This window comes from Pseudoalteromonas sp. BSi20652 (assembly GCF_000239855.1).
Taxonomy (GTDB): domain Bacteria; phylum Pseudomonadota; class Gammaproteobacteria; order Enterobacterales; family Alteromonadaceae; genus Pseudoalteromonas.
Genome location: NZ_BADT01000063.1, coordinates 1 through 13,534 on the forward strand (window position 1 = coordinate 1; position 13,534 = coordinate 13,534).

Annotated in this window: 7 protein-coding genes; 1 reads left to right on the top strand and 6 read right to left on the bottom strand. The window is 39.6% G+C overall.

Features of this window, described 5'->3' with window-relative positions; translation table 11 throughout:
* Positions 1–42: 42 nt before the first annotated feature.
* The 6 genes from P20652_RS12590 to P20652_RS12565 all read right to left on the bottom strand — a co-directional run bounded on the left by P20652_RS12590 (position 43) and on the right by P20652_RS12565 (position 10,404).
* Positions 43–2,175 (bottom strand): alpha-galactosidase, encoded by a 2,133-nt coding sequence (locus P20652_RS12590; protein ID WP_008167235.1) that lies wholly within the window; start codon positions 2,173–2,175, stop codon positions 43–45.
* Between the two features lie 321 nt (positions 2,176–2,496).
* Positions 2,497–3,969 carry an SLC5 family protein gene (locus tag P20652_RS12585; RefSeq protein ID WP_008167237.1) on the bottom strand — a complete coding sequence of 491 codons (1,473 nt, stop codon included), beginning with the start codon at positions 3,967–3,969 and terminating at the stop codon, positions 2,497–2,499.
* A 36-nt stretch (positions 3,970–4,005) separates the two neighbouring features.
* Positions 4,006–4,767: a SapC family protein gene (locus P20652_RS12580; protein WP_008167238.1), complete on the bottom strand. Its 762-nt coding sequence runs from the start codon at positions 4,765–4,767 to the stop codon at positions 4,006–4,008.
* 12 nt (positions 4,768–4,779) lie between these two features.
* Positions 4,780–6,306 (bottom strand): tryptophan halogenase family protein, encoded by a 1,527-nt coding sequence (locus P20652_RS12575; protein WP_008167240.1) that lies wholly within the window; start codon positions 6,304–6,306, stop codon positions 4,780–4,782.
* A 188-nt stretch (positions 6,307–6,494) separates the two neighbouring features.
* Positions 6,495–9,242, bottom strand: coding sequence for a TonB-dependent receptor (locus tag P20652_RS12570; protein ID WP_008167241.1), 2,748 nt, complete (start codon positions 9,240–9,242; stop codon positions 6,495–6,497).
* Positions 9,243–9,429: 187 nt separating this feature from the next.
* Complete coding sequence (locus tag P20652_RS12565) at positions 9,430–10,404, bottom strand: aldose epimerase family protein (protein ID WP_008167243.1); 975 nt, start codon at positions 10,402–10,404, stop codon at positions 9,430–9,432.
* A 431-nt stretch (positions 10,405–10,835) separates the two neighbouring features.
* Here P20652_RS12565 and P20652_RS12560 point away from each other — a divergent pair, with 431 nt between their 5' ends.
* Positions 10,836–13,532 carry a TonB-dependent receptor gene (locus tag P20652_RS12560; RefSeq protein ID WP_008167245.1) on the top strand — a complete coding sequence of 899 codons (2,697 nt, stop codon included), beginning with the start codon at positions 10,836–10,838 and terminating at the stop codon, positions 13,530–13,532.
* The last annotated feature ends 2 nt before the right edge of the window (positions 13,533–13,534 follow it).

Consider the following 13,534-nt stretch of genomic DNA (forward strand, 5'->3'; position numbering starts at 1 on the left):
CTTAGTTTTTAACCAGCTCGTCCTTTTTATTTACTCTTATTTTTACGCTTTTGTAAGTTCAAATATAAGCGATGTTTGCGGGAATGAAATTGGCATTTGTAAACCAAACTGCATTAACGCTTCACCTGTAAATGCTTGACCATTTACCGCAGCAATAGAAGATGGGCGATACTCTTCAAACTTTACCGGCCACACTAAATTAAGTGTGTACTGCGCATCGGCATCTAAGCCAACAAAACGAAGCTTATTAGGCGCTGTACGGGGTGTTTCGCGAACGCTGTTATAGGCAAATAACGCTTTTGTTTTTTGCTCATCGATTAAACCAAAGTTAATTGATAAATCGTCGCTATCAAGGCGGTACAAATCGGCGCTATGAATAAACTCACGATGCTCTTTATGAAGTGCTATTGCCGCTTTAAGGGCATTGTATTCGTGATCGGTCAGTTCACGTGGGTCCATTTCGATTCCCATGTGGCCAAACATTGATACCGCAGCACGCATTTCAATACTTACATTGCGCCCTGTGATATGACAATCACGTGGGCCTACGTGTGCCCCCATAACCGACGATGGGAAAAAGAACGAACATCCACGCTGTATTTCAAGGCGATCAAGCGCATCGTTTGAATCTGACGTCCATACACGGTCAGTGTGTGCAAGTACGCCGTAATCTACACGTGCACCACCTGACGAACAGCTTTCTATTTCAAGACCAGGGTGCGCGGCTTTAATACGATCAATTAAACGATAAAGTGCTAATGTTTGCTGGTGCACTGCTGGCTTACCGTCAAAATTACCCGCATGGTTAATATCGCGATTCATATCCCATTTAATGTACTTAATGGTTGGGTATTCAACTAAAATATCGTCAATGGCTTTGTATAGGTACTCAACAACCTTAGAGCGGGTTAAATCAAGTACTAGCTGATTTCTAAAACTTAACTGTTCGTTGTTTTGGGAGCCTAAAACCCAATCAGGATGCGCGCGGTATAAATCACTATCTGGGTTAACCATTTCTGGTTCAAACCAAATACCAAACTCCATACCTAAGCTATTCACATGATCTATAACTGGTGATAAACCATCTGGGTAAATTTTGTAATCTACTGTCCAATCACCTAAACCAGCGTTATCGCCACGACGGCCTTTAAACCAACCATCATCAAGTACAAAACGCTCAATACCTAACGGCGCCACTTTGTCGGCTAGTTGCTTAAGCGTGTCTACGTCGTGATCAAAGTAAATGCCTTCCCATGTGTTGTAATGCACAGGACGCGTTTTTTCACGTTGTGCTTGGCTAAGTAAATTAGCTTTAACAAAACGATGAAAATTACGAGAAAGCGCACTAAAGCCTTCACTCGAAAACGAGCCATAAATGCTCGGGCTTTGATACGTTTGACCTTTAGCAAGCGTAAGCTCACCAGGAAGTAATAGCTCACCCATTTGCACGTAACGACGACCTTCAGCTAAAAGCTCTGCGCGTAGTTTATTATTACCACTCCAACCTAAATGAAAGCCGTAACATTCGCCGTGTTGCTCGCCTGCATTTTCGTTATGCACTAATAAACCAGGAAATACATCGTGTGATGTTTTGCCTTTACGGTTTTCACGAACAAAACTACCTAAGACTAAATCAACCGATTGACGTTGAAATTCATTTGACCAACGACCTTCAAAGCTCACTATTTTGCTTACGCTATCTGGCAATTGAAATGTTGGCGCGGCGCAAAAATTAACGCCCAGTGGTGAGTCGCCTAAATTAGTTAATACAGTATGCGCGCTTAGTACGTCAGTGCTTTTATCAAGTGTAATGCTGTGCACGACTTCAATACCACGAAGCTTATCTACGCTTACAAATTCAAGTGTTGCGGCTGAAGGCTGACGTACTTCTTGAAGCTCTGGTCCTACTGACCATGCGATTGAATCATTTACTAGCTCAAGCCCTGGCGCACCAGTAAAGCCTTCGCCTAATAACGGAGATAGAGAAATAGGCGCTTCTTCAACCACGGCACATTTTACTTCTTGACGCGTAGCAAGCTGAGTTAGCATTGTTTCTGTTGTTTGCTCAGATAGGCGTTTACCAAAGTACAGTAACGCCGGTGTTTTGCTCTGGCAGTCGAAAATAACGGTGCTGTTTACACTGTCTAATCGATAAAATGATTTAGTGTCGGCCATGATTTTCCTATCCTCTTGTTCATTGTGTGAGTTATAAATATAACGAAAATTAGTAAGCTACACTATTTAGTAAATGTATCTCTTTGCTTGAGCCACAATTTATCAGATGGTGACACTCAATAATAATAGTATATATCATACAAATTAGATTTTGATAGTCTTTACATCGCAAATAGTCAGATAAACTCACTGGAAGTACCACTGTAATAAAAAGTATTAAACTAACCTCTACTTTAAAGCTCTGTTATTGCTTTTAATATATATAAAAAATCGGCCAGAGTTTCCCCATGACCGATTTTGTCAGCTTAAACTATTTATACGTTATTTTTGTACTTGTTCTGCGTCATCAAGTGCCGGTGTTTTACCTGCCCACTGCGCATTCAAACCAAATACCACTTTATTTACTATCAATGCAAAAGCTACACATACAATCAGTGTAATTGGCATTAAGTGAATGTAATGAATGTCAGTATGTAGTGGTGAGTTTGCAAACGTAAGCATGCCGTACATTACAACACCTAAAATTACTGCTGCAATACCTGCACGTGCATCCACATTTTTAAATAATAAGCCCACTACAAAAATTGAGAATATTGGCATACTTAATAAACCATTTAATTGCTGTAGCAAATTAATAATACTGTCTGCTTGCTGATAAATTGGTACAAGTACCAGTGTTAAACTTGTTAGTAGCAATGTTACGTAACCACTTAGCTTTACAACACTTGGCTCTTTATTAAAGTACGCTTCGTGAATGTCACACACGTATAGTGCTGTAGCTGAATTTAATAAGCTGTTGTAAGTAGACAGCACTGCTGCTGCCATTGCCGCTGCAAACACACCGGTTAACCATGCTGGCATTACATCACCCACAATTCGACCATAAGCAGCGTCACCAATATCGCCATAAAGTTTAAACGAAATAATACCCGGTAATACCACAATGGCAGGTACGATTAAAAAGCGAATACCTGCTGCGGCAAATATACCTTTTTGCGCTTCTTTAACATTAGGTGCTGCCATTGCTCGCTGTGTGATTGTTTGGTTAGTACCCCAGTAATACATTTGAATAAAGATCATACCGGTTAAAAGTGTTGGCCACGGAATAGGTGAATCAGCATCGCCGATGAGTGTTAAGCGCTCCTCAGGAATACCCGTAAAGTCATAATCAATTGCATTAAGTGCTAAAAACACCACTAAAACAGCCATGCCTAGTACAAGTATGCCATTGTAGGTATCCGATACAGCAACTGCTCGCAGGCCGCCAAAAAACGCATAAACAGCACCAATAATGGCAAATGCAGTGGCAATATACATTAGCGGAATATCAACCTTAAACATGGTTTGCATAAACAGCGCACCTGAGTAAATTACCGCTGGCATGTAAATAAGTGCATTACCTAAAAAGAATAATCCCCCAATAACAGCGCGAATATGTTTGTTGTTATAGCGCTTTTCTAAAAGCTCCGTGGTGGTTGTACAGTTGTATTTGTAATAAACAGGAATGAACACTTTAGCTAAAATAATCAAACCTATAATTGCTGCAAGCTCCCACCAAACAAGCAAAGCCATTTGGTTACCATTCATACCTACAAGTTGGTCAGTACTTAAATTAGTTAATGTGATTGAACCTGCAACAAACATCCAAGTAAGGCCACCGCCTGCTAAAAAATACTCTTTGGTTTGGCTTTGTCCGTTATTACGATTTTGGCCTCGGCATTTCCAATAAGTAAGGCCACCAATTAAAGCGGTGACAAAAACAAAAACCACCAGCTGTAAAATGTTATCTGACATGTGTGTGTCTCTTATATGTGTGTGAAAATAGATACGCTATAGCGCGTGCGCATCCCGACTTAGTTCTAACTTAATTTGCTTTAAAGGCATAAGTTCGGGACGTTGGTTGTGCAGCTTTACCAATGCATTTAACTGAAACAGTGAAGTAAGCATACTGTTAAGCACACTTAGGTAACCTTGCTTGTGTAAGTTTGCAAGGGTATCGCTATCTAAAGTTTGCAGTTTGTCTTCATCAACTGTGCTCAAACCTTGAATGGTTTGGGTTTCACCTTGTTCAAACTGCAATACAATATCTATGTTTTTAATAAGCCCTAACCGCGTAATTTCTTGAGTAAATTGATACGTTTGGTAATCATTTTTTAAGTCGCTTTCTAACAGTTTTTGCTGTGAACTTAAAAATAAACTCGGATTACCTTTAGCATCAAATAGTGCCTCGCCTTGCTGCGTGTTTACGGCTGAGCTTTGATCATCTATCGCAATAAAGTAATCGCTACTATTTGCCTCTCGGGTCATTAAATAAAGAGGCTGGGTTTGCATACATACCGGTGTGTAAAGTGCCTGCCACTGGTTGTTATTAACCAATAAACTTTGCCCAGCACTAAAGCTTGTTAAACCCGATACGGTATAACTGCCGTTTTGTGTATTACGTGCTAAAAAAATAGGTAAGTCGCAGGCCGCTTTTGCTATTTCATTGGCTCTTAAATTAACTAAATGCTGTGTTTTTGCATATTCAACGGCTGCATTGGGGTTAATTTTTAATGTTTGGTGTTTGGTGTTTACTAGTTCACTAATAGCCATAGTTACACATCCTTAAACTGGGTTAGCCGCTAACCAGTGCTCAATATAAGCGCGGTGTGGCGGCAAAGTTTGCAACATCTGCTGTGTAAGCTGGCTGTTACGTTCAATTATTTGTTTGGCTTGCGCGTTTTGTGAATACAAATAAGCCTGTTTAGTAAAGTCTGGTTTGAAGCCCATACCATATAAAACGTACTGGTAGCTGGCGGCTGGGAATAACTCTAATGCGCCATGAAAATCTTGAATAAGTGGGCCACGGCTTCCCCAAAGCAGTAAATCTTCTTGCAGGGTTTGTGGAATAGTGTCGGGCTGTACATGTGCTTGCCAGTAAGGTTCTGGACGCTTGGTTAGCATGTAATGCAGCTTTAAAAAGTCGATAATGCGCTGCCAGCGGTAGTCCATTTGCTCGTTAAAGCGTTTAGCTACAATAGGCATTACTTGTGTATCTGCAGGCATATGCTCTGCTACAAAGCGTGCTGAAATTTCAACAAGCATAATAGCGGTTGCTTCAAGCGGCTCTACAAACCCTGCTGACATACCAATGGCAACACAGTTTTTATGCCAAAACTTCTCACGGTAGCCTGATTCAAAACTAATTTTACGAGCAGTTAAACCGTTTGCTGCATCGCCTAAATAGTTACGTAGATTTTGCTCTGCTTCATCGTCTGATAAAAATTTGCTTGAATATACATGCCCTACACCACGACGATGCGTTAAACCTATATCCCAAATCCATCCTGCGTTTTGCGCTGTTGCTATGGTATGGCTGGCTAAGGAGTTATCGCTTTCATCGTAAGGGACTTGCATCGCCAGTGCGCTGTCATTAAATAGCACGTGGTCCATTTTTTTAAACGGTACGTTGAGCGCTTGGCCTAATAACAATGATGAAAAACCAGTACAGTCTATAAATAAATCGGCGTTTATAGTGCGAGTTTGATCTTTTAGAGTAAGCTCATTTATTGCACCATCGTCATCAAGTTTTACCTGATCTACAGTACCAATAATATGCTCTACGCCAAGCTTACTTTTACAATGCTGTTTAAGCATTTCTGCAAAGGCGCCTGCATCTAAGTGATAAGCGTAATTACAATTACCTTGATATTCGCCTTGCGCTATACCTCTTGGGGCTAAGCTTGCTTCGCAAATATCATGTTGAAAATTAGTTTGCTGTGCAAAGTCTTCAACATTATCTAAATAAGGGGCTAAATCTATACGTCCGTATCCTAGCGGTACAGTAAATGGATGGTAGTAAAAATCATTATTGCCGTGCGTCCAATTTACAAATTTACCGCCTTGTTTAAAGGTGGCATTACAGGCTTTAAATACATCAACTTCTCGCAAACCAATTTGCTGAAGTGTGTTTTTCATCGTGGGCCAGGTGCCTTCACCTACGCCAATAGTTGGAATATCTGACGATTCAACCAGCATCACTTTTAAGCCATCACCATTTTTACCTTGGTGATACGAAGCTATAATTGCAGCGCTCAGCCATCCGGCTGTGCCACCGCCAACTACCGCTACTGTTTTTATTGCTTTATTCATAATGGGCTACTCTTTAAGCATTTTATTGATAACGTTTTATACAACAAATGCCCGTTAGGGCATTTTGATTTAATGTGGTTTCATTTTAGCCAATTAGGTTAACATTACTGCTAAATTAACCTAATTGGCATTAGCACCTTGGTGCTGTAATGAAAACTAAGAGGCGAAAAATACGCCTCCATCATTAATTAAAACGATCCGCGAATACCAAACGCATAACGTGAGCCATTATCTTCTACTGAATAAATCTGGTTAGCAAAACGACCGGTTTGTACTAACTCTTCCTCAGTGATGTTGATGCCTTCAGCAAAAATAGTGAAGTTTTCATTAATATCGTAGCTTGCACTGATATCCCACTGACCGTAAGTTTCTACGTTCACTGGTTCACCATTAAAGCCGTTATCAACTAAGCGTAAAAAGCCTTCACGATTGTTAAATGCAACACGTGCTTGCCAGTTATCTTGCTCATAGAACAATATTAAATTTTGAGAATCACCTAAGCCTTCAAGTGCAAATGTTTGCGTAGTATCAGCACCCACACTAATGTCACTGTTTACTACAGTTGCATTAGCAATCAAGCCAAAGCCGTTGTCAAACATATGAGTTACGCCAATTTCGTAACCCGTTACCGTAGCTGATTCACCATTTTGAGGACGCGTTACAGTGTAAACTTCTGAACTACCAATAAGCTCATCGTCAGTTTGATCTGTACATGTAGTACACGCAAAACCAGGGCCTGAACGGTCAGTCATATTGTATGTTTCTGCACCTGTTAAGGTAACTATAAAGTCATCTACTTCTTTACTAAATACTGCAAAGCTAAATAAGTTAGCATCGTTGTAGTACCACTCATAAGAAATATCCCAGTTTTCAGACTGGAATGGTTTAAGTGCAGGGTTACCACCACTTGCTGTTAAATTTTGACGACGTGGTTCGTTAAAGTTTGTCGCAGGAGATAACTGAGACATCGTTGGACGAGTAATACTATCGTACGCAGCAAAGCGCAAAATCATATTCTCTTGAAGCTCTAACTTAACGTTAAAAGATGGTAGTAAGTTTGAGTAACTTGTACCTTGTTCAATATTAGTCGCTGGACCAAATACGTTAGCAAACAATGTCGCATCTGACGTTGGAATAACATCGCTAATAAAGCTTTGTACTGCAGCAACTTCAATATCTGTTTCTGAATAACGAGCACCCATGTTTACTGTTACTGGCATATCAGCTAGGTCGAAACCAATTGTGAAATCCATATATAAACTAGTAATATCTTCGTTAATTGTATAACGATTATTTTGTAGGGTTGGTTCTACAGGGAAACCTTGGTCGGCTAGGTAATCAAGCATTTTATCACCATCATAGGTGTAAAAAGTATCGATTAAACCAGGGAAGTAGTTGCTTGCTTGGTACGCTTCAAAATCAATAACATCAAGTGGTGCTTGTGTACCATATCCACAGAATTGACATTGACTACCAAATATTTGGAAGCTTGATTTTTCACGTTCTTGGCGATAAGCACCAAAGTTAATGCGCTCTACTGGGCCTTTATCTGGCACATATACAAAGTCAGCTTTAACCTCAGTGATTTCATCTTCATCAGTAAACTGATTTCCAACTTCATTGTAATGAAGGCGCGCTAAGCTTGGATCTGGCAATGAACCATTTGTAAATCCATCATGCTGAACAGTTGGAACGCCACCTGTACCATCAAAACTGAAGCTGTTAATAATACCCACTACGTTAAATCGGTCTCTACCCGCACGGTCGTTTTCAGCGGTTGAACGAGACACATCAAATTTAGCTTTTAATGACTCATTTACTTGCCAATCAACATTAATACCAAATGCTTTGTTAGTTACATCGCGTGAGTTACGTGTATGAGATACAAAGTCACTTGCCGGATCGCCACTTGGTGCGCCCAAACCCAATTCTTGAGAGAAAGTTAAAAGCGTGCCTGTTTCAGGATCAATTGTTGCGCTACCTACGCGGTCTGGTTCAAACCACGATGCTAAATCGCGTACTGTTGAATCAACTTCAAATTTTGAAATCATCCCATCAACCGTAATCGTAACATCGTCAGACGGTGCATATTGCAGTACTAAACTTGCGTTTGTACGTTCGCGGTCTTGCTCATCAACAACTTGATCCCAGTTACGTGGAATGTAGGCATTATCAAACAATACACCATCCGTTGGGTTAGAGATTGTTTGACCGCCGCGCCAACCTGCCGTTAAAATTTGGTTATTTTGAAGTTTACGTTGTTGATTAGTGATGGCAAAAAGCACACCTAGCTTGTCATCGTTAAACGTATTACTTATTAAGAATGATGTTGATGGAGATACTTCTTCAGAAAGGCTTTCGTACATACCTTTAACTGAACCTAAAATATGTAAACCACCAAAATCAAAAGGGCGTGCTGTAGTTACGTTAACCGTACCACCAATGCCGCCTTCTTGAAGAGTTGCTGTATTACTTTTATAAATATCAGCACCGGTGATTTGATCCGCGGCCAATACATCAAAGTTAAATTCACGACCTGCGCTGTCTGTCGCAATTTGACGACCATTAACAAGTACAGTATTAAATTGTGGACCAAAACCACGAATAGTTACCGCTTGGCCTTCACCACCACTACGGTCAATTGCTACACCTGTAATACGTTGCAGAGATTCTGCTACGTTTAAATCAGGAAATTTACCAAGATCTTCTGCTTTAATCCCGTCTGTAACAACATTAGATGCTTTTTTATCTAACATTGATGAACGTAAGCTGCTGCGGATACCCGTTACTGCGATAACTTCAACATCTTCATTTACTACTGTAGGCGTATTGCCTTCAGCGCCTTGAGCTGCAACGTTTCCGCTTGCCAATATGCCTGTGATAGCAATACTGATCGCGGTTTTCTTGTTGAACGATAACTTATTGTTAATTATCATTTTTTAAAAACTCCTGATTGTGTGTAGTCGTTGTGTCGTTGTGGTAGTGCATATAGTTTCAAATACTATTTATATTATAAATACTTTAAACCAGCAAAAAGTGCAACCTTTTCCTGAATTATGGATAGCATTTAATCACTGTATTTTTGCTTTTAATTTTCTTTAAATTAACATTAGAATGCTGTATTCATTCAGAAAAAGAGTAAATAATAACCTGTTCGTAATCCTCTCCCGGCAATAAATTAGCTTTTGGAAAATTTTCACGATTTGGCGCATCTGGCCAATTTTGTGCTTCAAAACACAAAGCTTCCCGTGCTTTAAAAGGCGAACCAACAAAGTTTGCGGTATAAAGCTGCATGCCTGGCTGCGTACTTTTGAGCGTTAAATTAACCTTCGTGTGTGGCGAAGTTAATGTAGCCATCGTCTTTAAACTGCTGTCATCATCAAAAATATAGCAGTGATCAAAGCCATTTCCAGCTTCTAGCTGAGGATGAACGGCGCTTAAGGCCTCACCAACTTGAGCTGGCTTAGTAAAGTCAAAGCAGGTACCGGTGACTGATGCAGATTCATTAAGTGGAATACTAGTTGTATCAATAGGAAGGTAACGATCGGTATTAATTTGAACAAGATGCTCATTAATTGATTCACTGCCATCAAGATTAAAATAGCAATGGTTGGTAAAGTTAACGAGCGTTTCTTTATTGGTTATCGCTTTAAAGTGCAGAGTAAGCTCGCCGTTTTTAGCGCTAATAGTTTGCCAAACCTGCAACTCACCGGGGAAACCTTGTTCGCCGTCGGGCGAGCAATAACAAAGCTCAACTTCACTTTCAGTTTGTTTGGTTACTTGCCAAAGTACTTTATTAAAGCCTTTAATGCCGCCATGTAGGCTATTAGGGCCGTTATTTGCTTCTAGTTGATACTGTGTACCAGATAAGTTAAAACGCCCCTTTGCAATGCGATTAGCGTATCGACCTACTGTAGCGCCAAGATAAAATGGGTTTTCAAGATAATATTGCGGATCGTCTACGCTAAGCGTCATTTCTTGTTTTTTAAATTTAATGCTTTTTATTATTGCGCCAAATGGCAAAATTTCAGCGGTTAAATCTTTACCATCACTGAGCTGAATAACTTGTAAAAGCTGGTTATTGGCAATAGCTACCACACGCATTCTCCAATCAAATTACCGAATTAACATTTTCTGTTATGACGGTGCAACAATATATATTATAAATAGTATATAACTGAAGCCTGTAACTCAATCTAAATGCGTTAAAATTTCTCGATAAAAATTTACAGATGCCATTATTTATTTACACAAGGCGAGTAAATTAAATACTTATTGTTTTTAACCCTCTAAAAATCACACCTAATTAACTAACACGTCAAATAAATAAAAAGATCAATATAATTATAGGCTTAAGAAAACCCAACCAATCGACATATGTTAAAGTTTTATTAAACCACTCTTTTATTTGGAAAATTACCACTCCTACTTTGTTTAGTTGATGTCTGCACCATTTAATCTAGCTTAATCGCTGCGTGTGCACTTTGTTTTTAGTATTTATAAACATTAACTGAGAGAAGAAAGGAATTATGATCCCATTTAAACTTAATAAACTGAGCATATTAGTTAGCGCTGTATCTGGCACATTCATATTAGCAAGCAGCCCTATAAATGCAGCTCAAAGTGATAAAGTTCAGCAGGAAATGGAAGCGATCACGGTAACAGGCTACCGCTCTAACCTAGCCCGTAGTAAAGAACTCAAAAAAAATGCCATTGGCTCGCAAGACAGCATACTCGCTGAAGACATTGGCGAATTCCCTGATGCTAACTTAGCAGAGTCACTACAGCGTGTACCGGGTGTATCTATTTCGCGTGACTCAGGTGAAGGTCGTCAAATATCGCTACGTGGCTTGGGTCCTAACTTTACACGTACACGCTTAAATGGCATGGAAGCACTTTTTACAAGCGATTCAGGTATTGACCAACGTGGTGGTGCATCTCGCTCTCGAGATTTTGATTTCAGTATTTTTGCCTCAGAACTATTTAATCGCGTAGATGTTTATAAGTCGTATGATGCGTCATTAGATGAAGGGGGTATTGCCGGTACTGTTGATTTACATACTGCAAAACCTTTTGATAATTCTGAAGAAGGGCTACAAGGTGCTGTAAGTGTAAAAGGTATTTATAATGATAGAACAGAGCATTCAGACCCTCGCTTTGCTGGTTTGTTATCAAATACTTGGGGGAATTTTGGTGCGCTCGTATCGGTTGCTTATTCTGAAGTAGATACAATTGAAGAAGGCTATCATGTGTGGTCTTGGAAACAAGCGAGCTTTGGTGATGATAATGTTGCAGATTCAGTTGATGCCGATATCAAAAACCGTTTAGTTAACGCCACGGGCAATGACCGTGTGTTTGTATCTCGCGCTAATAACATTGCATCTTGGGCTAATACACGAAAACGTACCGGTATTACCGCTGCATTTCAGTGGCAACCTTCTGATGCAATGTCTTTTGATTTGGATATTTTGTACGGAAAGCTATCTAACGATCGCATTGAAAATCAATTATCAACAGCGGGCACAAATGCATTTACTGGCGATGTGACGGCAAATCAATTACTCGTTGATGCAGCCATTGAAGGTGACGATTTAGTATACGCCTCATTTGAAGGTCTTGATTTACGTACCGAGTCAAAAGTAAGTTTTGGCGAAACTAATTTTCACCAAATATCACTCAGTGGTAATTTTGAACTAACCGATAAACTATACATGACAACCATGTTTGGTTTATCAAAATCTACTTTTGAGCAGCCTATAAACGATAAAGTTTTTAGTGAATCTGTCGATCATGCGTTTTCTGTTGATTGGCGCAATGCTAAATATGGTCAAAATACCTACGACTTCGATATTACCGACGTTGACCAGTGGGCATTAATGCGAACTGATGTCCGCGAAGATGAAATAAGCAATGAATACAACACGTATCAAGTTGATTTTAATTACGAACTTAATGATGTGCATTCATTTAAGTTTGGTCTTCAGTCTAAAAACTATCAATCAGATGGTTTTGAACGCAGAGACCGTGTTGATTGGGAAAACAACCCAAATTCACCTGAAGCTGTTTTTCAAATAACAAACATTCCGATATTACATGACTATGTTATTGCAGATAACCAAGCTACTTTTGAGCGTGTTGTTGCAACAGGTTTAATTTCTCGCGAATTAGACGCCTCTCATAATCGCCCTGGTACGGTATATCAAATTGAAGAAGATACTATTGGGGTTTATGCACAGTATTTGTGGAACACCGAAGTAAGTAACTTCCCAATTAGAGGTAACTTAGGTTTACGTTGGTACGAAACTGAACAAACATCGAGCGGGGAAGTTAATACTGGAGCTGGTTTTGAGCAAATTGAATTTAGTAAAACCTATTCCGATTTACTACCAAGCTTAAATGTTGTTGCTGATATTTCTGATAATTGGTTAATCCGCTTTGGTGCAAATCGCAATATTTCTCGACCCAATTTAAATCAATTAAAAGCGGCTGGGCAAGTGGGCGTTGCAGATCAATTTATTAGTGCTGGTAACCCTAACTTAGAGCGCTTTGTTGCTGATTCATTCGAAACATCATTTGAGTTTTATGGTGATTCGTCAAGCTTAGCTATTGCAGTGTTTCATAAAGATATGGAGTCATTTATTGTCCAGCAATCAGTGACTCTACCTTATGAGCAAACGGGTTACCCTCTTGAGTTTTTAGATTTTGACCCGCGCGTAAATGCGCAATCTGAGTTTACCGTTTCACAACCTATTAATGGTGATTCTACAGATGTTACTGGTTTAGAAATTGCGTTTCAAATGGACTTTGATTTTTTACCAGAGCCATTTAATTACTTAGGAATGCTCGGTAATGTAACTATTGCAGATGGCGAAACTATTTTATTTAACGAAGGTGAACGCATCAGCGTTACCCCTCCTGGCTTATCTGAATTGTCTCACAACTTTACCCTTTATTATGAAACACCCCGTTGGGGCATGCGTGTATCGAGCTCTTATCGTGATGAATATATTACAGGGGAAGGCTCAGAGCAAAACATTGTTGCCGGATACGATGAAACAACGTTTGTTGATTTTAAATCGTTCATGAATATTACAGAGCAAGTAAAAATAACGTTTGAAGCAACAAATTTAACGGATGAAGCAATTCGACAATTCCTTGATCACAGAACTCAATCCTACTCACAAAGTGGCCGTAATTTTGCGTTAGGTATGTCGTATAAATTTTAGCT